The organism is Pedobacter aquatilis (genome assembly GCF_032678425.1).
GTDB lineage: Bacteria > Bacteroidota > Bacteroidia > Sphingobacteriales > Sphingobacteriaceae > Pedobacter > Pedobacter aquatilis_B.
In genome coordinates, this window is the sequence record NZ_JAVTSG010000003.1 from 38,217 (window position 1) to 59,395 (window position 21,179).

Below are 21,179 nucleotides of genomic sequence, written 5' to 3' on the forward strand. Positions count from 1 at the left end.
GGCTACATGAAAAAGGTCGCATTTTATACATTAGGTTGTAAACTAAATTTCTCTGAAACTTCTACTATTGGTCGGTTATTTACCGATGCAGGTTATGCTGTAGTCGAATTTCAGGATGCAGCTGATGTTTATGTGATTAATACTTGCTCCGTTACAGAACATGCCGATAAAAAATGTCGCAAGGTTGTAAAGGAAGCTTTAAAGCATTCGCCAAATGCTTATGTAACTATTGTTGGTTGCTATGCACAATTAAAACCACAAGAAATTGCCGAAATAGACGGTGTAGATATGGTTTTAGGGGCTGCAGAAAAATTCAGAATTGTTGAGTTTATTTCTGATTTAACAAAACAACCAAAAGCCATTGTTCATCAACAAAATATAGAAAAGGTTAACCATAACTTTATTGCTTCTTATTCAATTGGAGATAGAACGCGTACTTTTTTGAAAGTTCAGGATGGCTGCGATTACCCATGTACTTATTGTACAATTCCACTGGCTCGTGGTGCAAGCAGGAGCGATACCATCGAAAATGTTGTTAACCGGGCAAAAATTATTGCGCAAAGTGGCGTTAAAGAAATTGTACTTACTGGCGTAAACTTAGGCGATTTCGGTATCCGAAATGGAGGACGTGAAGATAAATTTTTCGATTTAGTTAAGGCATTGGATGAAGTTGAAGGCATTGAACGTATTCGTATTTCTTCAATTGAACCAAATCTTTTAAGCAACGAAATTATTGAATTTGTGGCGACATCAAAAAGGTTTGTTCCTCATTTTCACATTCCTTTGCAATCAGGTTCTGATAAAATTTTAGGTTTAATGCGTCGTCGTTACCGTCGAGATTTATATGTAGAGCGTGTTGCTAAGATTAAGGAAGTGATGCCGCATTGCTGCATCGGGGTTGATGTTATTGTTGGTTTTCCTGGTGAAACTAAAGAGGATTTTTTAGATACTTATCAGTTTTTAAACCAGTTGGATATTTCTTATTTACACGTATTTACCTATTCTGAACGCGAATTAACGGTTGCTGCCGAAATGAAAGGCGTTGTTGCAGGTAGTGAACGGAATGAGAGAAGTAAAATGCTTCATATTTTATCCGATAAAAAACGCCGTGCTTTTTACGAATCGCAAATCGGGACGGAGGGAGAGGTATTATTCGAAGCTGATCAAAAAATGGGCTACATGCATGGTTTTACAAAAAACTATGTTAAAGTTCGAGCTAAATATGATCCGGTTATGGTTAATGAGCTTAAAGCCGTTAAACTTATCGAAATTACTACCGATGGTGATGTTGAAGTTGCAGAACTTGAAACGGTTTACGCACATCATTAATAATATCAAATTTATTAGAAAAGCAATTTACAAGCTTTATTTAGGTTGGTCGGGCTATCCGCTAAATCTTTTTGGCTCTTAAGAAACTTACGAAGTCTAATGGGTATGGATGCTTTGAGACTTCGTAAGTTTCGTCTCAAAGCCAAAAAGGATACCGCTGCTATCCCGTTTATTTAACATAGGCATCTGCAATTAATTTGGGTCTGCTTCCTGCAATTCCTATAAAAAACTGCAGGGGTAAAATAAAGCTGAGCGAAGCAGAAATCCTTTTTTATTTTTCATAAAAAGATTGGAGCGTAGCGCAGGAGTATTATAACCTATTCTTGCCGGAAATTGCTTTCCAAAATCCTAAAATTTGTTTTTCTAGAGGTGATTATTTCAGCTTTAGTCTTTCAGCTTTCTTTCCTATCTTCGCATCAAATTATTTGTATGTTTCCTACCGTATCGCATTTTTTAGAATATCTTTTGGGCATTAATCTGCCACTTCCATTTAACACTTTTGGTGTATTTGTGGCGCTTGCATTTGTTGCTGGTTATTGGGCTTTTACGCAAGAATTAAAGCGCAAAGAGGCATTAGGAATTTTGCATCCAATAAAAAAAACAATTGTTATTGGTAAACCTGCAACAACGCAAGATTTAATTTTAAACGGCCTTTTTGGATTCATAATTGGCTATAAATTAATATATGCACTTCTTAATTACAGCCTTTTTGTTAGCGATGCGCAATCCATTTTAATGTCTGCCAAAGGGAATATTTTTGGTGGTTTATTTTTGGGTGTATTATTTGCTTATTGGGATTATAAAGAAAAAGAGAAGAACAAACTTGCTAATCCAAAGGAAACTTTGGTTACGATTCGTCCGTACCAATTAATGAGTAATTTAATTGTTTGGGCAGCGGTTTGGGGCTTTTTAGGGGCGAAGTTTTTCGATAACTTAGAGTATTGGGATGATTTTGTGAAAAACCCAATTGAAAGATTGCTTTCATTTAGTGGTTTAACTTTTTATGGTGGTTTAATTTGCGGTGGTGCGGCTGTTTTAATCATCGCAAAACGTAATGGAATTAAGCCATTACATATGCTTGATGTTGGCGGACCAGGAATGATGCTCGCTTATGCCGTTGGAAGAATTGGCTGCCATTTATCTGGAGATGGAGATTGGGGTATTGTTAACCCAAATCCGAAACCTTTTTCGTGGTTGCCAGATTGGTTATGGTCTTACAAATATCCAAATAACGTTGTTGGTGAAGGTATCCCGATTCCGGGTTGTGGTGCAGGTAAATTTTGTAACGAACTGGCACAAGGTGTATATCCGACACCAATTTACGAGGTGATCATTTGCTTAATCTTATTTGCCTTTTTATGGAAGATAAGAGATAAAATAAAAGCACCAGGCTTAATGTTTGGGATTTATATGATATTAAATGGCTTAGAGCGTTTCTTTATTGAATTAATTCGTGTTAATTCGAAATATCATGTGTTTGGTTTGTCATTTACGCAAGCCGAAATGATTTCTACTTTTTTAGTCGTAGGCGGAATTGTTCTTTGTTTTTATTCGTTAAGAAATAAAAATAAACTGGCCTAATCCTCTTTAAATTCATTTAAAATCAACAACATTAAAATTTGGTTGTTAAATCATTATGAATTACGAATTACTATGCAATAAAGTGATATCAATTGTTAGATTAACCGGAAATTTTATCCGGAAAGAATCTATGCAATTTGATGCGCAAAAGATTGAGTACAAAGGTTTGAACGACATGGTCTCGTACGTTGATAAAACGGCAGAGCAAAAACTTGTGCAAAATCTCGAAAAACTGATTCCTGATGCAGGCTTTCTAACCGAAGAAAAAACCATTAATCGGGAAGGTAAAACTTATAAATGGATTATTGATCCATTGGATGGTACCACAAACTTTATACATGGTTTACCAACCTACGCCGTTAGTGTCGCTTTGTATGAAGATGATAAAGCTGTTTTGGGCGTTGTTTATGAACTAAATCGTGGTGAAATGTTTTATTCGTACAAAGGTGCGCCTGCGTTTATGAATAAGAAAGAGATACAAGTTTCATCAAACCCTGATTTAAAATCTAGCTTATTGGCAACAGGGTTTCCATATTATCAATTTGATAAACAACCGCAATATTTAAAATTGTTGGAAGAAATGATGCAAAAAACGCATGGTTTAAGGCGAATGGGCTCTGCTGCAACTGATTTGGTCTACGTGGCTTGCGGTCGCTTTGATGCCTTTTTTGAATATAATTTACAGCCCTGGGATTTTGCCGCAGGATGTTTTATTGTACAACAGGCAGGCGGTGAAGTTTATAACTTTTCTGGTGGAAACGATTTCTTTGGAACGAGGGAAATTGTGGCTACAAATGGTAAAGTAACTAAAGAAATGCTGGTGGCAATTAAAAAATATTTTAATTAGCCATTTGCAGATTGATAAAAAGCAAAAAAGCTTATCGTTAGATAAGCTTTTTTTATTAATAAGATATAAAAATCTTTACATAGCCTCTGATACAACATCAGTAACTTCCGGAACCATTCTTTGAAGTAAGTTTTGAATGCCAGATTTTAATGTAATTGTAGAAGACGGACAACCACTGCAAGAGCCACGAAGCTCTACTGTAACAACGCCTTCATCAAAAGATTTATAAGTAATTGCGCCACCATCTTGCTCTACCGCAGGGCGAACGTAATCGTGCAAAATTTGCTGAATTTTAATTTCAGTTTCCGAACCTTCAAAACTTGGTGCTTCATCAGCTGTTGCTTCTTTAATTTTTAATTCAGATTCTACTGCTCCTTTAACAAACTCTTTTAAAATCGCTTCAATATCTGCCCATTCGGCATCGTCAGTTTTAGTAATCGTAACAAAGTTACTCGCAAAAAACACGCCTGCCACAAAGTTAAATTTGAATAATTCTTTAGCAAACGGCGAAGTTTCTGCACTTTCTTTAGTTGCAAAATCTTCACTTCCGTTAATTAAAAGCTTGTTAACCATGAATTTCATGGTTGCCGGGTTTGGAGTTTGTTCTGTATATACGTTAATGGTCATGTCTAACTAATTTGATAAACAAAATTACTAATAAAGATTAATAAAGCTTTTTCTTGCTGTCTGTTTAGCGTCAATTTAATATTAGAATACTCCAGTATAGTTAAATGGCGTAATTGTTCTCAAAGTTGCCTTTACTTCTTCAGAAACTGCTAAACCATCAATAAATTGAGCAATACTGGCTGCGTTTATTTTTGAATTGGTTCTCGTTAATTCCTTCAAAGCCTCGTACGGATTCGGATAATTTACTCGTCTTAGTACAGTTTGAATAGCTTCGGCAACAACTGCCCAATTATCTTCTAAATCTGCATGTAAAGCAGCTTCGTTTAATAAAATTTTATTCAATCCACGAAGTGTAGAATTGATAGCGATTAAGGTGTGACCGAATGGAACACCAACATTTCTTAAAACTGTAGAATCTGTCAAATCTCTCTGTAAACGAGAAATTGGAAGTTTAGCTGCGAAAAATTCAAATAACGCATTGGCGATACCCGCATTTCCTTCCGCATTTTCAAAATCAATCGGGTTAACTTTATGCGGCATAGCCGATGAGCCAATTTCGCCAGCCTTAATTTTTTGTTTGAAATAATTTTTTGAGATGTATGTCCAGATATCTCTATCTAAATCGATAATGATATTGTTGATCCTTTTCAAAGCATCGCATTGGGCAGCAAATTGATCGTAATGTTCAATTTGAGTGGTGTGTTGCGCTCTGGTTAAACCTAGCGTTTCATTTACCAATTTATTGGAGAAATCTATCCAATTTATCTGTGGGTAGGCAATATGGTGCGCATTAAAGTTTCCGGTTGCGCCACCAAATTTTGCACTGTTCGGAATTGCTTTTAATGCATTAAGTTGAATATTTAATCGCTCTGCGAAAACTAAAAACTCTTTACCCAATTTAGTAGGAGAGGCTGGTTGCCCATGGGTGTGCGCCAACATCGGAATATCTTTCCACTCTGTGGCAAGTTCCTTAATTTTTTCAATTAAAGATTGAATTGCAGGATAGTAGCTATTGTTTAGCGCTAATTTAATTGAGTAAGGAATGGCAGTATTGTTAATATCCTGCGAAGTTAAACCGAAATGGATGAACTCTTTGTAATCTTGTAAAGATAAGCCATCAAATTTAGCTTTGATAAAATACTCAACTGCTTTAACATCGTGGTTGGTTACTTTTTCGGTTTCTTTTATTTCTAATGCATCAGTTTCTGAGAAATTCTCGTGAATTTGTCTTAACTGTGGATATAGTGACTTATCAAATTTTTCTAAACCTGGGAGGTTAATTTCGCATAATGCAATAAAATATTCAATTTCAACGTAAACGCGATATTTAATTAGTGCTTCTTCTGAAAAGTAGGCGGCTAAACTTTCGGTTGTTTTTCTGTAACGACCATCAACTGGTGAAATTGCTTGTAGTGCGGTTAAATTCATTATGCGAAATATATTTAAGTCGCAAATTTACTACAATTGATGAATTTCGAGGACTTTTGTTTGGTAAGAATTCTTAGAAAACAAAAAAGGCCTTGAAATTAATCAAAGCCTTCTTAAATTTTTTGTATTGACTAGTGAGCTTTAGCAGCAGAGTCAACTTTAGCAGCAGCTGAATCAACAGTTGCAGCAGCAGAGTCTACAGTTGCAGCAGCAGAATCAAGAGTTGCAGCAGCAGTATCAGTAGCTAAAGAATCAGCACCTTCAGCTTTTTTCTCTGAATTACAAGCAACAACTGATAAAGATAAAGCTAAAGCTAAAAAGCCTAATTTGAATGCATTTTTCATTTTTAAATTTGTTTTAAGGTTTTTATGATCGTTTTAATTACCAGTTAATACCTAAATATTTAAAAGGTAACCCAACTATTTATTTTTTTTAAAATATTTTATTTTTCAAGCTACAATGGTTTTTTTGTAGAGTCTGTTGTGATTGTGTCAACCGTGCTTGTATCAACAGAAGTGGCCGCCGGAGGAGCAATTGTAGAAGAATCAACTAATGTTGTATCAATTTCATCTGATTTCTTTTCTGAGCTGCATGCCGCAACCGATAATGAAATTACTAATGCTAAAAAGCCAAATTTGAATGTGTTTTTCATTTTCGATAAATTTTAGATAAGATAAAAACGGATTAAATCAAAAAAGGCTTTTGAGAAAACCCAAAAGCCTTTTTATTTTGTCTTTTAAATATTGACTAGTGAGCTTTAGCAGCAGAATCAACTTTAGCAGCAGCTGAATCAACTTTAGCAGCAGCAGAATCAACAGTTGCAGCAGCTGAATCAGCAGTAGCAGCAACAGTAGTATCTACAGCTGTAGAATCAGTACCTTCTGCAGATTTCTCTGAGTTACAAGCAACAACTGATAAAGATAAAGCTAAAGCTAAAAAGCCTAATTTGAATGCATTTTTCATTTTTGAATTTTTTTAAGTATTAATTAATTTACCATTAATGCCGCAAAGGTAAAAAGGTAACCCGATTATTTTAAAAAAAATGAAAATATTTTTTTTCGGCTGTGGGTTACTGTTTTAATGTGGATAGTATTAAGTGGATATTAATAGATATAGATATTTTTTTTATCTAATATTGGGTTACTATTTAAAGAAAAATGTATTAACTGGTGAATAACGGTTTAAAGAGTTCAGTTCCAACAGATAGAGAAGTTATTTTAGGTATCCTAAATAACTCAGAAGATGCCCTTAACAAGTTATATAAAGCGTATTATGCAATGGTATTGCAGTTTATACTTAATAATAACGGGAATGAAGATGATGCGAAAGATGTTTATCAGGAAGCGATTATTGTTTTATATAATAAAATAAAACAAGGCGATTTCGAGCTGAGTAGCAAACTTAAAACATATATATATTCGGTTTGCCGTCGTATTTGGCTTAAAAAATTAGCCCAAAACAGTAAAAAGGCTGGTAACATTACTGATTATGAAGATGTATTTGTTGTTGATGAAGATGTAGAGCATCACGAGGAGAAGGACGCCGCTTTTGTGAAGATGCAGTCTGCTTTAGAACATTTGGGAGAACCTTGCAAAACCATTATTCAGGATTTTTATATCCACAATTTATCGATGCAGGACATTTGCGAAAAGTTTGGTTATACCAATACCGATAATGCAAAAACACAAAAGTATAAGTGCCTGCAAAGATTAAAGAAAATATTTTTTCAACATTAGTAATAGAAATGAGAAACGATTTAGAGTTAGATGCAATTATTGAAGATTACCTTTTAGGTAAACTTAATGCACAAGAGGTAGAAGCTTTTGAGCAGTTGCGCCGGAATGATGCAAGTGTTGATCATAAAGTAGTTTCACATAAAGTATTCTTACATACAATGGAAGAATACGCCCAACAACTTTTACTAAAGGAGCAACTGGATAAAATCCATGCTGAGATTGATGTTGAAACTATTGCAGCAGCAGTTGGTCCGCATCCGTCTAAAGTTGTTCAGTTATGGCGCAAGCATAGGTCAGCTATTGCAGTTGCGGCCTCATTTATCGTGTTATCTTTTGTGTCGATTTATTCTATTCAACATAATAGCCAACAGGCTGACAAGTACGTTCAATTGAGTAAGCAAGTTACAAATGCAGTAAAAACTCAAAATAACCTCATTCGTAAAATAAGCAACAATAATGCTCCGGCAAATAAGCAATCAGATCCTGGTAATTTCGGCGGAACCGGTTTTGCCGTTTCTACAAATGGTTACATTGCAACTAACTTGCACGTTATTAATGGTGCCGATTCAGTTTACATTCAAAATAACCAAGGCGAATCTTTTAAAGTAAAGGTTATCTTAAAAGACCCAGAATATGATATTGCCATTTTGAAAATTGATGATAAAAGTTTCAAAAACTTATCAGCTTTGCCATATACTATTAAAAGGAACAGCACAGGTGTGGGAGAGAACGTGTACACCTGGGGTTATCCTAAAGACGATGCAGTTTTAGGCGAGGGCTATGTAAGTTCGAAAAGTGGTTTTATTGGTGATACCACACAATATCAAGTAGCAATTCCATTAAATCCGGGTAACAGTGGCGGTCCATTATTAGATAACAATGGTAATTTGGTTGGTATAATTAGTGGAAAAGAAACTTCTGCTGAAGGCGCATCATTTGCAATCAAATCAAAATATATTTTAGATGCAATGCGAGCAATTCCTCAAGATTCTTTAGGAAAGAAAATTTCAGCAAACAGAAAAAATGCATTATCTGGTTTAAAACGTGCTAAGCAGATTGAAAAATTGCAAGACTACGTTTTCATGATTAAAGTTTATAATTAATTTACCCAAACAAATTAATATGCTTAAAACCTTGTTGGCCAAAACCTTCAAGGTTTTTTTATTGCTATCTTCATAGAAATATCGATAGTATTCTAATAAGTTAAGAGATTGCTTTAATATTATATAAAATCTATGTATTTACTATTCTATTGATTAGATTTGTTTATCAACTTAAATTAAAAATATAATTATGAGTATTAGATTAGGCGATATCGCACCAAATTTTCAGGCGGATACATCAATAGGTAAAATTGATTTTTACGATTATTTAGGTGATGGTTGGGGTGTTTTATTTTCGCATCCGGCAGATTATACACCTGTTTGCACAACTGAACTTGGGCGCACAGCAGCTTTAAAAAGCGAGTTTGAGAAACGTAATGTTAAGGTTTTAGCAATTAGTGTTGATACCGCAGAATCGCATAAAGGTTGGATTAACGACATTAACGAAACGCAAAATACTTCTGTAGAGTTTCCAATTATTGCGGACCCAGACAAAACCGTCGCGAATTTATATGATATGATTCATCCTAATGCGTCAGAAACTTTAACTGTTCGTTCATTATTTGTTATTGGCCCTGATAAAAAAGTAAAATTGATCATTACTTATCCAGCTTCAACAGGCAGAAATTTCAATGAAGTTCTAAGGGTTATCGACTCTTTGCAGTTAACAGCTAATTATAGTGTGGCTACACCGGCAGATTGGCAGGATGGAGAGGATGTTATAGTAGTAAATAGCATCAAAACTGAAGATATTCCTGCTAAATTTCCAAAAGGGCATAAAATTATTAAGCCATATTTGAGAACTACTCCTCAGCCGAATAAATAATTTAATTTTTAGAGCTATTTATTGAATTTATATTGTGTATTAATTATATTTGGTTGCTTTTGTTTTAGAATTAACGCTTTTTCTGATTGTTTTATCAAATTATTTTTCAATTGGTAGTTTATAGACTAAAAACATTGCAATAAGGGTTTAATATTTTTATTATTTTTTATTTTATTTATGGCTACCGGAATAGTTAAATGGTTTAACACCCAAAAGGGATTTGGATTTATTGTTCAAGAAGACAATAAAGATTTATTTGTACATTTTAAGGATGTTTTAGGTGGGATTGATAGTTTGAAAGAAAACGATCAGGTTGAATTTGAAGTGGCTGAAGGCCGTAAAGGTTTACAAGCAGTAAATGTTAAGAAAGTTTAAAACGATAATATTTCTCAGCATCCCTATTAAGTCTTTCATATTTATGGAAGACTTTTTTGTTAATAATACTGAACAATCTCTGCCGAAATAATGATTAATTCATTTTGTAGATTTTTAGTGAAAATTAGAAAGGCATCTTTTTCACTTTTTATTTTGAATTTTTTAACCAACTCTTCTGCTTTGGCAGGATAATTTCTTACGATAACATTTCCTGACAATTCTTTCTGCTTTTTTAGCTCGTTTCCCTTAATAATTGACTTTATTTTAAATATTCTACCAGGAAAAGTCTGTTCTATTTTTTGAGAAACGTAAAGTTGTGTCTGTTGGTGCAGTTTTTTTAAATCATATTTTACCCCGATTAAATTGAAAGCTCCCGATTTTAATAAAGCAGCATCAGGCTCATATATATACGTATTAAGGGTTATTTCATCTGCATAAACGGCGTTTGTGTTTATATCATTAAGTAAAAAACTAAATTCCTTTTCTATTTCGTTTAGCGTAACCGCAATGATTTTTGTACTCCCTTTAAAGTTTTTATCAATTACCCATACCAATTCTTTGCATTCGTTTTTTACGCTCAGGATATGAATTTCACTTACCCATTTCAGTTCAGATAAACCTGCAGAAATATCTAGTAATGGTGCTGTTTTGATAATTAATCTTTCCGAACGGCTTATGATTTTATCAAAATTACTGATTACATCAGGTGTACAATCTTTCAGCAAAAACACCTTTCCCTTTTCTGCCCGTCTGGCAGGGTCAATGTAAATAGTATCGTAGGTTAGCTGATTATTTTCAAGATATTCCAATCCGTTAACTGCCTGGAAGTTTATGTTTTTTACAACCAGACATTCAGCGTTGTGTTTTCCAATTGCCGATAAATCTTGATTGATTTCACAATGTGTAACTTTAGGAACTGTTTTAGAAAAATAGTAAGCATCAATTCCAAAACCGCCGGTAAGGTCAATTAAAGTATCGCCTTTGGCTAATTTAGATTTATATTTTGCTGTAACCTCTGATGAAGTTTGTTCGATAGAAAGGGTAGACGGATAATAGATTTTTGCAGTAGAAAACCAGGTTGGTAACTTTTTTTCAGCTTTTTTCTTTGCAGAAATCTGATTTGCGACCTCAGCTGCTGAAATATTTTTAAATGGAGATTTAGATAAAGCAATTTTATTTACATCGCCAATTAAGTTTAAATTGATGTAATTCTGCACTGCATCATCTAAAATCTCCTGATTCATCATTTAAGAAACTTTGTTTTTCATTACCATTTGGCAAGTATGTCTACTTTTAACTTCTAACAAAATTTCTTTGCTCAAAGTTACCCTATCAATGGTTTGCTGGTTGTAATATCTGATGGTAACCAACTCTAAATCTTTATTGTATTTTACCGTAAACTGCGCTGATAAGTCTTTAATAAGTCTGGTAATCTTTTCTTCATTATCATCAACACTTACTGAGAAGCTAATAGCAGAATTTAGCATTGTGTTGATTTTTACTCGATGCTTATGAAATAAATCGAATATTTTGCTCAAATTCTCTTCAATTATAAAAGAATAATCTTTAGGGAAAATTGAAATTAAAGCCTGATTTACCTTGAAAATAAATGATGGAACAGGCAAGGGATTATTCTCTTTTGTTATTGCAGTTCCGTTACCTTCAGGCGAAATAAATGAACGTACAAAAAGCGGAATTCCCTTGTTTTGTAGCGGTTTTATAGTTTTTGGATGAATTACTGTTGCGCCATAATAAGTAAGCTCAATCGCATCATGGTAAGATAACTGATCAATTTTTTCAGTTTCATCGAACCATTTAGGGTCTGCATTTAAAACACCGGGAACATCTTTCCAAATGGTAAGTACGTTGGCATTTAGGCAAGAAGCGAAAATTGCAGCAGAGTAATCAGAACCTTCTCTCCCTAATGTGGTTGTGTAGTTTTCGCTTGTTCCGCCGATAAAACCTTGCGTAACGATTATATTTTGAAGCAGTAAAGGCTTTAAATCTTTTTCAATAATTTGGTGAGTTTTATCCCAATCCACTTTTCCTTCTCTATAAGTATTATCCGTTTTTATGTAGTTTCTGGCATCAGCCCAAAGCGCTTTGTTGCCTGTTTCATTTAGCCAGGCTGCAACTATTTTAGTTGAAACTACTTCGCCAATTGAAACAATTTGGTCGTAAATATAATCGGGGTCATTATCTGGTTCATCTTCCAAAAGCCAATCAATTTCTACGAAAGTATTGGCAACATCATCATAAACCGAATTGTGTTTGCCTTCAAATAACGATTCAATTATCTGAAAATGAAAGTGCTTTACCTCTTCAAAAATCGAATGGGTTGTTTCGCTTTGCGCCAAATAAGCAGAATTTAGTTCTTCTAGCTTATTGGTTATTTTGCCCATTGCAGAAACTACAATTAGTAATTCACCGTTTTTGTAATCTCGAACAATGTTCGCTAAATTTTTTACACCATCAGCATCTTTAACCGATGCGCCACCAAACTTAAAAATATCCATAATTTAAAAATCTTTAAGTTGCGATGCAGACAATGATGAATTTAACCAACCCGCTTCAAAGCTTGCATGATATTTATTGTAGAAATTAATCGCAGGTTCATTCCAGTCGAGCACTTGCCAAACCATGCCGCTATAATTTCCGTTTTTGGCTTCATTAATTACGGCTTCAAAAAGAATTTTACCGATGCCCTTTCCTCTAAAATCTTCGGTGACGATAAAATCTTCTAAATATAACCTGCAACCTTTCCAGGTAGAATAACGTGTATAGTATAAGGCAAAACCGACAATTTTTTCATCAACTTCGGCTACAAAGGCTTTCCAAACCGGATTTTTGCCAAAGCCCGCTTCAATAAAGTGTTCCAAAGAAACGGTAACTTCTTGGGGTGCTTTTTCGTAAACTGCCAGTTCATTTATTAACTCCAATAATCTTTGGCAATCATCAGCAACTGCCAGTCTTATATTTACATTCATATGTAGACAATTTTGTCTTTAAAGGTCATAAGGAATAGCCTATAGCTATTTCATATTTAGTTAGCCGATGAATTGGCTTTAAAATGTTTAATAATTCTTTTTCCAAAAATGCTGCTCCCAATTCTCACCATAGTGCTGCCTTCTTCGATAGCCAATTTGTAATCGGCACTCATGCCTGTCGATATTTCTTTAAAAGTATCATCATCCTTAAAAAAACTTTGTTTAATGCCGTCAAAAAGCACTTTTAGCTCATTAAATTCTATGGTAATCTGTTTTTCATTTTTGGTATTGGTTGCGATTGCCATTAATCCTGTTATGCGAATATTTTTTAACTCGGCATATTCCGTTGAACGTAGAATTTCGATAATTTCATCATAGCCTAAGCCAAACTTTGTGTCTTCATCGGCAATATAAACTTGCAGTAAACAGTCAATTGTTCGGTTGTTCTTTTTAGCTTGTTTATTTATTTCTTGCAATAATTTTAAGCTATCAACTCCATGAATTAACGATACAAATGGCGCAATATATTTAACCTTATTGCTTTGCAAATGGCCAATCATGTGCCATTCAATATCTTTCGGTAATTGAGTTTCCTTATCTGCTAATTCTTGAACATGGTTTTCACCAAAAATTCTTTGTCCGGCATTATAAGCTTCTAAAATAGCTTCGTTAGATTGTGTTTTTGAAACTGCAATCAGTTTCACGTTATCAGATTCTACTTCGTTTTTATATTTTTTAAGATTATCAGCTATGCTCATTTATACCTATTTTTGTGTAAAATTAACAACCTTGCCGCAATTTGGGCAAAAAATAATAATTAATTAAGCATGAGAATTTTGAAATGCTTTGTATTGGCTTTAACTTTTTTGTTTGCCTGCAAAGAAAAGAGGCCGAATAATATAATTCCTCCTGAGCAAATTCAACCGATATTATATGATATTCACGTAGTTGATGGATACATTTCGACGATTAGCAATTTGGATTCATCGAAAAAAGTAGCATCAGCTTATTATAAGGGGATTTTTAAAAAATATGGAATTGATTCGGCCAAACACGCTCAAAGCATGAAATATTATTATGCTCATCCGGCAGAATTGGCAGAAGTTTATAAAAATATCTCCACCAAATTGGAGAAGCAAAAGGTTGTAATGGAGAAAGCCGACTCAACTAAAAAAACTAAGTTAGTTAAGGCTACGGAAGTAAAATAAGTATGTTGTATCCCGAAAATTGTTTAGAGCGTTTAGGCTTTTTAGAAATTAAGCAATTAATTAGTAAGCATTGTTTGAGTATTATGGGGCAAACCATGGTATCGAAAATGCAAGTTATGACTCGTTTTGACCAGATTGATAAATTTTTGCGTCAAACCAATGAGTTTAAAAGTATCATTCAAAATCAAGAGCCGCTTCAAATCAATACCTTTTTTGATATTAAATCATTAATAGAAAAAATAAGAGTAGAAGGCACTTATTTGCTGGAGGATGAGTGGTTCCAAATTTACACTTCGCTTCAAACTGTTTTTTCGGTTTTAAGATTTTTCGAAGAAAGAGCCGAGGTTTATCCAACGCTGGAAGCATTATTTGAGCATCTTCCAATTGAAAAAAACATTCTGCGCAAAATTGAACAGGTAATTGATCCAAAGGGAAAGATTAAACCAAATGCATCCAAAGAACTGCAGGAAATTACAGCTTCGATTGCTAAGGCGGAGCAAGACGTAAGGAAGCGGATGGATTCTATCTATAAACAAGCTATTGCAAACAATTGGGTTGCTGATGGAAGTTTAACGATTCGTGACGGAAGAATGTGTATTCCGGTTTTAGCTGAAAATAAACGTAAGCTTAAGGGTTTTGTGCATGATGAATCGGCAACGGGACAGACCGTTTATATTGAACCAGAGGAAGTTTTTGCCCTAAACAATAAACTCCGTGATTTAGAATTCGACAAGCGCAGAGAAATTATTAAAATTCTAATTGCCTTAACGGATGAATTGCGGCCATATTCGCCTCTGTTGTTATCTTATCATGGTTTTCTTACCAAATTAGATTTTGTTAGAGCTAAGGCTTTATTTGCAATAGAAATTGAGGCCGAAATGCCGGGTTTGTTAAAAGAACCAAAGGTGAAACTTATAAATGCAAGGCATCCTTTGCTGCTTTTATCTTTTGCTGCTGATAAAAAAACAGTAACGCCGCTGAATATTCATATTGATACGGAAACCCGAGTCGTATTGGTTTCTGGCCCAAATGCAGGTGGTAAATCGGTGTGTATGAAAACCGTAGGTTTATTACAAATTATGCTACAAACGGGTTTGCTCATTCCTGTTGATGCAAATAGTGAAGTCGGAATTTTTGAAAATATTTTTGCAGATATTGGTGATGACCAATCGATTGAAAGCGATTTGAGTACTTACAGTGCGCATTTAAAAAAGATGCGTTATTTCGTAGAACACGCATCGCCAAAAACAATGGTTTTGATTGATGAGTTTGGAACTGGAACAGACCCACAATTCGGCGGACCAATGGCTGAAGCAGTTTTAGAGGTCTTGAATAATAAAAAAGTGCGTGGCGTAATTACAACTCACTATTCTAATTTAAAACTGTTCGCTGGTAATACAAGTGGTTTGGAAAATGCTTCGATGTTGTTTGATAATTCCAAAATGAAACCTTTGTATATTTTAGAGATGGGAAAACCCGGAAGTTCTTATGCTTTTGAAATTGCACAAAACATCGGTTTGCCGCAAGAAGTTATTCGGTTGGCAAAAGAAAAAACAGGTTCAAATCAAAATAGGATTGATACCATGTTGGTTGATTTGGAGCGTGAAAAGAAAACCATTTACGATGCGAAGGTAAGTTTAGCAAATCAACAAAATAAAGCTAAAAATTTAGTTGCCGAAAATGAAAAGCTTAAAACTTTTTTAGATGAGAATCGAAGAGTTTTAATCAAAGAAGCTAAGCAGGAAGCGCAAAATATTATAAAAAATGCGAATAAACTGGTCGAAAATACCATCGCGGAGATAAAAGAGAAGCAAGCCGATAAATTAGTTACCAAAGAATTAAGGCAGAATCTACAAAAGGAATTGGTGAAAAATGAGGTTAAAGTAGAAAAACCGAAACCACAACCCATAGTTCTTGGTGGTGAAATTGAAGTGGGTGATTATGTGAAATTTAATGACAGTGAAACTACAGGTCTCGTTTTAGAAATTAATCGTAATGATTTAGTTTTAGCCATAGGCGATTTGCGCTCGAATGTTAAAAAGAACCGTGTACAGAAAATTAGTAATCGCGAAGCGAAAAAAGCAGTTCAAAGTTTAGGCAATTCTTTCGCTGGTAGAATGAATGATGCCGTTTCTGGTTTTAGGGCCGAATTGGATTTACGTGGTAAAAGAACTGAAGATGCGCTTTTTGAAGTTGAGAAATATTTAGACAAAGCGATAATGCTCGGTTTTCCGTCAATTAAATTAATACACGGAAAAGGCGATGGAATTTTAAGGAAAATGATACGCGAATACCTAAGAAAATATAGTCAGGTAAATAGAATGGAAGATGAACATGCAGATAGAGGAGGCGATGGAATAACATACGTTTACCTCAATTAAAAATCTGAATACTATTTTTTCTTATTACCGGGGCACTTTTTACAGCGTTTCCCTTTTTTAAATTTCTCGCAGCATTTTTTATGCTCTGCCATGCAGCTAAAAATAAATCCAATGCCTTTTTGAAATTCAGGGTCAGTTGGGATAATAAATGTTTTGTCGTCTCTCTCGTAAATCATTGCTGCACAAAGATAAAGTTATTTAGAATAATTCCAATTGATTATTCTTCAATGGTGTTTTATACTTAACGGTAGATTTAAGATTATGTTTTGTACTTTAGTGGCCTAACCAAAAATTCATAAAATGATAAATAAAGTTGTGTCAGGAGCTGAAGAGGCAATCCAAGATATATCTAATGGCGCTACAATAATGCTTGGTGGTTTTGGTCTTTGTGGCATCCCGGAGAATTGTATAAATGCTTTAGTTAGTAAAAACGTAAAAGATTTAACGTGTATTTCTAATAATGCCGGAGTAGATGACTTTGGAATTGGGTTGATGTTAAAACAACATCAGGTTAAAAAAATGATTTCTTCTTACGTTGGTGAAAATGCTGAATTTGAAAGACAACTTCTAAGTGGAGAACTCGAAGTTGAATTAATTCCACAAGGAACTTTGGCTACAAGATGTTTAGCCGCTGGTTATGGAATGCCTGCAATATTTACGCCGGCTGGTGTAGGTACTGAAGTTGCCGAAGGTAAAGAAATCAGAAATTTTGATGGTAAGGAATACCTAATGGAATATGCTTTTGATGCAGATTACGCAATTGTAAAGGCATGGAAAGGCGATACAGCAGGAAATTTAGTTTTCCGTTCTACAAGTAGAAATTTTAATCCGGTTATGGCAATGGCAGGTAAAATTACCATTGCCGAAGTTGAAGAATTAGTTGAAGCAGGGGTACTTGACCCAGATCATATTCACACACCAGGAATTTACGTCCACAGAATTTTTCAGGGAAAAGATTACGAAAAGAGAATTGAACAAAGAACGATGAGAAAGAATAATTAGTCCTTTTCTCAATTGACTATTGGTCATCCATTCAAAATTCTTTAATTCGAAATTCAATCATTAAAAAACAATGAGTTTAACCAAAGAACAAATCGCACAGCGTATAGCTAAAGAAATAAAAGACGGGTATTATGTTAACCTTGGTATAGGGATTCCTACACTGGTTGCAAATTATATACCCAATAATATAAATATTGTACTTCAATCAGAAAATGGATTGTTAGGCATGGGGCCATTTCCTTTTGAGGGCGAAGAAGATGCAGATTTAATCAACGCAGGGAAACAAACCATTACCACTTTGCCAGGCTCGTCTATATTTGATTCTGCCATGAGCTTTGGCATGATAAGGGCTCAAAAAGTTGATTTGACCATTTTGGGAGCAATGGAAGTTTCAGAAAATGGCGATATCGCCAATTGGAAAATTCCGGGCAAAATGGTTAAAGGTATGGGCGGTGCTATGGATTTGGTGGCATCAGCAAAAAACATAATTGTTGCCATGCAACATATAAATAAAGCAGGAGAGAGTAAGTTGTTAACTAGATGCACTTTACCGCTTACAGGCGTTAAATGTATTAAGAAAGTGGTAACTGAATTAGCTGTTTTAGATATTTTACCAGAAGGAGGTTTTAAGCTTCTAGAGAGAGCACCTGGTGTTGGTATCGATTTTATTCAGCAATCTACTTTAGGTAAGTTAATTGTAGAAGGCGAAATTCCAGAAATGAGCTTAAACTAAAGCAATAAAGGCCTCGAATTTTTCGAGGCCTTTATTGTTAATTATCAATTAAAATACTGTTTCTTAGTTCAACGGATATTTCTTCTGTAACGGCAATAATCTCTTCAGGTTCATCTGTGTTATTCAATACTATTTTATGGCAAGTATTTTTATAGGGAAGCAGATATTCCTTATAGGCTGGCAAAACATGGTTGTGCCATTTGTATAAAACATCATCTTCCGGATAACCGCGTTCCAAACCATCACGTTTAATGCGTCTGTCTAATGCAACTTGTTCATCAGCATCAATAAAAATCATGTGATCTAATAAAGCTGCGATTTCTTTAAAATGTAAGATAAATAAACCTTCAACAATTATAATTGGAGCTGATTTGATTTCTAGAATTTTTACAACCGCTAAGGGATTGTTAAAGTTATATTCCTTTTTGTAAACAACTTCTCCGTTCATCAGTTGCTTAATGTCTTTTAAAAATTGTTCACTATCAATAGTAGATGGTAAATCAAAATTATAAAGTTTGTTTTCCTCCTGGGTCATTTCTCCTGCCGGGATGTAATAATCATCCTGAGAAACTAGAGTAACCTCATCTTGTTTGAAATGATGAAGAAAACAGTTTAAAAAAAAAGTTTTTCCGGAACCGCTTCCTCCGGCAATACCAATAATAAATGGTTTTTTATTCAAGCTCATGCACACCGTACGTTAAATTGCAGTAAAATCTTTTATCTAAAGCGCCTAAAGAGTCTGCCACAGCTTTAGTCATTACAATTATAACATCTTTTGTCGATTCGTTCTCTGTAAATTTACCAACAACCTTGGCTAAAGCAGTACGATTAGTCATTGGGTTGGTTAATTTTATAATGGTTCCAATTGGCGCAGTGCGATGTAAAACCAACATTTTGCTCGCATCTAAATCCGGGTCAGAAATGGAAACGGCCGCACCTTTTTCATCTATCTGACTTAAGCCGTATCTGCTTGGCGCACCACGCAATTTTGGGTCTTTAAATGAGGTACTATCCGGATTACTTTCTTGTTCTTGTTTTGCCAACTCAGCAACAGATTTAGGTTCAGGTGCTTTAGGAATTAATAATTTTTGCCCAACAGTTACGGCATTATCATTTAACTTATTCGCTGTTCTAATTTGATAAGCTGTAAGGTTGAATTTTTTAGCAATTGAAAAAATAGTTTCTCCGCTACCAACATTATAAATAAAGCTTTCTTCTTTTGGTGTTTCTTTAACAATTGCAGGGGCAGTTGTTTCTTTAACCGGAGGGATTTCAGTGACAATATCTGAAGGGATTTTTAAAATCTGACCGGTTGATAAATTGTTATCCTCAAGATTATTTGTTTTACGGATTTGGTAAGCGGTAATTCCATATTGTTTGGCAATATTGAAAATGCTTTCACCTTGTTTTACAGTATGCGTACCAACAGCATCTTTACTCGCCGGAGTTGTTTGTGTTGAAGCAGTTTCGGCAGTTGTTACAACCTTGTTTTCATCAATATTTTTAGTTGCCGGGATTTTTAGCTTTTGCCCAATGCGTAAATTATTTCCTGTTAAATTGTTTGCTTTCTTAATATCCTCAACGGTAGTTCCATATTTTTCGGCAATTTTTCCTAAAAATTCTTTCGGCTTAACTTCATGCTCAATTAAGGTTTCGCTAGCTGGATTAACGGTTTCTGGAGCCGCAATGGGTGTTTCTTTTTTAACTACAGGAACATTATTCGTTTGAACTGGTGTTTCGGTATTTTTAACCGGAATTTTTAAAACCTGACCAATTCTTAAATTAATCGTAGAAAGATTGTTTATTGATTTTAATTCGTTTACCGTTGTGCCATACTTTTCTGCAAGCATATTCAAGTTATCTTTTGCAACAACAGTATGTTCAGTAGTATTACTTGCGGTAGTTTGAGTAGGAGTTGAAGCAGTAGAATTAGCGAATGGAATATTTGTTGGCACTTTAACAATTACACCTATCTGTAGGTATTTGTTATCATTGTAAGCCATAATATCTTTTGGCGGAACATTGTATCGTCTTCCGATTGAGTAATAGGTATCTTTTGCAGCCGTTTGATGAACAATTAATTTTTTTCCGTTACTGTTTTCTACACCTATAGAATCGATGGTTATATGATTTGCCTTAACATTTGACGCATTTAATGCAAGCAAAAGCAGTGCGGTTAAGCCTATTTTATACATTTATTTTTATCTAAATTTTTATGAGGGGTAGCAATTATACGAATAATATATAAAACCGATTAACTAAAAATGTGATTTTTTTGTGGCTTCTAATATGATTTTGATACGATTCTACCTTGATATTTATCAAATTTTGTTGTGTGTTAATTGTAGTATTTAGTACAATCATCACTATTAAACGAACATATAATTACAGTATTGTTTAAATTAACTTTTCGCCGAAACTTTTAGATTATTTGTTTGTTAGAAAGACATATTAAAAACAAATTAAAAAATGGACGCTAAAGAAATAAGCTTAAATGAAAAGGAAGTAAAACCTGTGGTTGACCTTTTAAACGATTATCTGGCTAATTACCATATCCACTATCAAAAGTTAAGAGGTTGCCATTGGAATATTAAAGGCCAAAACTTTTTTACTTTGCACATAAAGTTCGAAGAGCTTTATACCAATGCACAATTAACTATTGATGAAATTGCAGAACGTGTTTTAACTTTAGGAAAACCACCGCACAGTCGTTTTGCTGATTATATTAAAGAATCGCAAATTAAAGAAGTTGATACGATCGGAATGAAAGATTTGGATATGGTTGATGAGATTTTGCAAGATATGGCTACATTAATTGATATCGAACGCCAATTATTGGACGAAACTGCAAAGGCAGGCGATGATGGTTCGAACGATATGGTAAATCGCTTTATGCAATTCAAAGAGAAAAATACCTGGATGCTTCGTTCATTTGCAGGTAAGAAATAAAATTTATTCTATTTTAAAAAGCCATAGATTAACAGGTTATATATTAAATCTGTTTATCTGTGGCTTT

General features: G+C 34.3%; 23 protein-coding genes. 12 read left to right on the plus strand and 11 right to left on the minus strand.

The window, feature by feature from the left end:
• Positions 1-6 precede the first annotated feature (6 nt).
• From mtaB to R2Q16_RS10110, 3 genes are all read left to right on the plus strand, one after another.
• Positions 7-1,329, plus strand: coding sequence for a tRNA (N(6)-L-threonylcarbamoyladenosine(37)-C(2))-methylthiotransferase MtaB (mtaB, locus tag R2Q16_RS10100; protein ID WP_316736827.1), 1,323 nt, complete (start codon positions 7-9; stop codon positions 1,327-1,329).
• Between the two features lie 429 nt (positions 1,330-1,758).
• Positions 1,759-2,910, plus strand: coding sequence for a prolipoprotein diacylglyceryl transferase (locus R2Q16_RS10105; protein WP_316736828.1), 1,152 nt, complete (start codon positions 1,759-1,761; stop codon positions 2,908-2,910).
• Between the two features lie 55 nt (positions 2,911-2,965).
• A complete protein-coding gene (locus R2Q16_RS10110; RefSeq protein WP_316736829.1) occupies positions 2,966-3,757 on the plus strand; it encodes an inositol monophosphatase family protein in 792 nt (263 codons plus the stop codon).
• A 75-nt stretch (positions 3,758-3,832) separates the two neighbouring features.
• Here the strand turns inward: R2Q16_RS10110 and R2Q16_RS10115 are convergent, their stop codons facing one another.
• The 5 genes from R2Q16_RS10115 to R2Q16_RS10135 form a co-directional block, all read right to left on the minus strand.
• Positions 3,833-4,384 carry a NifU family protein gene (locus tag R2Q16_RS10115; RefSeq protein ID WP_316736830.1) on the minus strand — a complete coding sequence of 184 codons (552 nt, stop codon included), beginning with the start codon at positions 4,382-4,384 and terminating at the stop codon, positions 3,833-3,835.
• An 81-nt stretch (positions 4,385-4,465) separates the two neighbouring features.
• Positions 4,466-5,812: an adenylosuccinate lyase gene (gene purB, locus R2Q16_RS10120; protein WP_316736831.1), complete on the minus strand. Its 1,347-nt coding sequence runs from the start codon at positions 5,810-5,812 to the stop codon at positions 4,466-4,468.
• A 131-nt stretch (positions 5,813-5,943) separates the two neighbouring features.
• The gene (locus tag R2Q16_RS10125) at positions 5,944-6,156 is read right to left on the minus strand and encodes a hypothetical protein (RefSeq protein ID WP_316736833.1); all 213 of its coding nucleotides are present in this window, start codon (positions 6,154-6,156) and stop codon (positions 5,944-5,946) included.
• Positions 6,157-6,266: 110 nt separating this feature from the next.
• A complete protein-coding gene (locus tag R2Q16_RS10130; protein ID WP_316736835.1) occupies positions 6,267-6,464 on the minus strand; it encodes a hypothetical protein in 198 nt (65 codons plus the stop codon).
• A 95-nt stretch (positions 6,465-6,559) separates the two neighbouring features.
• On the minus strand, positions 6,560-6,775 hold the full coding sequence (locus R2Q16_RS10135) for a hypothetical protein (RefSeq protein ID WP_316736837.1): 216 nt from the start codon (positions 6,773-6,775) through the stop codon (positions 6,560-6,562).
• Between the two features lie 206 nt (positions 6,776-6,981).
• On the opposite strand from R2Q16_RS10135, the gene R2Q16_RS10140 reads away from it, so the two are divergent.
• The 4 genes from R2Q16_RS10140 (at position 6,982) to R2Q16_RS10155 (ending at position 9,852) form a co-directional block, all read left to right on the plus strand.
• Entirely contained in the window at positions 6,982-7,548 is a 567-nt protein-coding gene (locus tag R2Q16_RS10140) for a sigma-70 family RNA polymerase sigma factor (protein ID WP_316736839.1), read from the plus strand.
• Between the two features lie 8 nt (positions 7,549-7,556).
• Positions 7,557-8,651 (plus strand): trypsin-like peptidase domain-containing protein, encoded by a 1,095-nt coding sequence (locus R2Q16_RS10145; protein WP_316736841.1) that lies wholly within the window; start codon positions 7,557-7,559, stop codon positions 8,649-8,651.
• A 190-nt stretch (positions 8,652-8,841) separates the two neighbouring features.
• A complete protein-coding gene (locus R2Q16_RS10150; RefSeq protein WP_316736843.1) occupies positions 8,842-9,477 on the plus strand; it encodes a peroxiredoxin in 636 nt (211 codons plus the stop codon).
• 177 nt (positions 9,478-9,654) lie between these two features.
• On the plus strand, positions 9,655-9,852 hold the full coding sequence (locus R2Q16_RS10155) for a cold-shock protein (protein ID WP_316736844.1): 198 nt from the start codon (positions 9,655-9,657) through the stop codon (positions 9,850-9,852).
• 59 nt (positions 9,853-9,911) lie between these two features.
• Here R2Q16_RS10155 and R2Q16_RS10160 read toward each other — a convergent pair whose 3' ends face one another.
• The 4 genes from R2Q16_RS10160 to R2Q16_RS10175 are packed head-to-tail and all read right to left on the minus strand — an operon-like array spanning position 9,912 to position 13,597.
• Positions 9,912-11,099 (minus strand): THUMP-like domain-containing protein, encoded by a 1,188-nt coding sequence (locus tag R2Q16_RS10160; RefSeq protein WP_316736845.1) that lies wholly within the window; start codon positions 11,097-11,099, stop codon positions 9,912-9,914.
• Positions 11,100-12,368 carry an aspartate kinase gene (locus R2Q16_RS10165; protein WP_316736847.1) on the minus strand — a complete coding sequence of 423 codons (1,269 nt, stop codon included), beginning with the start codon at positions 12,366-12,368 and terminating at the stop codon, positions 11,100-11,102. It lies immediately after the preceding gene.
• Between the two features lie 3 nt (positions 12,369-12,371).
• Positions 12,372-12,839 carry a GNAT family N-acetyltransferase gene (locus tag R2Q16_RS10170; RefSeq protein WP_316736849.1) on the minus strand — a complete coding sequence of 156 codons (468 nt, stop codon included), beginning with the start codon at positions 12,837-12,839 and terminating at the stop codon, positions 12,372-12,374.
• Between the two features lie 56 nt (positions 12,840-12,895).
• The gene (locus R2Q16_RS10175) at positions 12,896-13,597 is read right to left on the minus strand and encodes a YggS family pyridoxal phosphate-dependent enzyme (RefSeq protein ID WP_316736851.1); all 702 of its coding nucleotides are present in this window, start codon (positions 13,595-13,597) and stop codon (positions 12,896-12,898) included.
• Positions 13,598-13,666: 69 nt separating this feature from the next.
• On the opposite strand from R2Q16_RS10175, the gene R2Q16_RS10180 reads away from it, so the two are divergent.
• From R2Q16_RS10180 to R2Q16_RS10195, 4 genes are all read left to right on the plus strand, one after another.
• Positions 13,667-14,047, plus strand: coding sequence for a DUF4296 domain-containing protein (locus R2Q16_RS10180; protein WP_316736852.1), 381 nt, complete (start codon positions 13,667-13,669; stop codon positions 14,045-14,047).
• A gap of 2 nt (positions 14,048-14,049) precedes the next feature.
• Positions 14,050-16,428 carry an endonuclease MutS2 gene (locus tag R2Q16_RS10185; RefSeq protein WP_316736853.1) on the plus strand — a complete coding sequence of 793 codons (2,379 nt, stop codon included), beginning with the start codon at positions 14,050-14,052 and terminating at the stop codon, positions 16,426-16,428.
• 300 nt (positions 16,429-16,728) lie between these two features.
• Complete coding sequence (locus tag R2Q16_RS10190; RefSeq protein ID WP_316736854.1) at positions 16,729-17,430, plus strand: CoA transferase subunit A; 702 nt, start codon at positions 16,729-16,731, stop codon at positions 17,428-17,430.
• 70 nt (positions 17,431-17,500) lie between these two features.
• Positions 17,501-18,163, plus strand: a complete 663-nt coding sequence (locus tag R2Q16_RS10195; RefSeq protein WP_316736855.1) for a 3-oxoacid CoA-transferase subunit B — start codon at positions 17,501-17,503, stop codon at positions 18,161-18,163.
• 37 nt (positions 18,164-18,200) lie between these two features.
• Here the strand turns inward: R2Q16_RS10195 and R2Q16_RS10200 are convergent, their stop codons facing one another.
• Both R2Q16_RS10200 and R2Q16_RS10205 read right to left on the minus strand, forming a co-directional pair.
• Positions 18,201-18,842 (minus strand): uridine kinase, encoded by a 642-nt coding sequence (locus R2Q16_RS10200; protein WP_316737663.1) that lies wholly within the window; start codon positions 18,840-18,842, stop codon positions 18,201-18,203.
• Entirely contained in the window at positions 18,835-20,358 is a 1,524-nt protein-coding gene (locus R2Q16_RS10205) for a LysM peptidoglycan-binding domain-containing protein (protein ID WP_316736856.1), read from the minus strand. The genes R2Q16_RS10200 and R2Q16_RS10205 overlap by 8 nt, the downstream gene beginning before the upstream one ends.
• Positions 20,359-20,632: 274 nt before the next feature.
• Here R2Q16_RS10205 and R2Q16_RS10210 point away from each other — a divergent pair, with 274 nt between their 5' ends.
• Positions 20,633-21,112, plus strand: coding sequence for a DNA starvation/stationary phase protection protein (locus tag R2Q16_RS10210; protein ID WP_316736857.1), 480 nt, complete (start codon positions 20,633-20,635; stop codon positions 21,110-21,112).
• Positions 21,113-21,179: the final 67 nt, after the last annotated feature.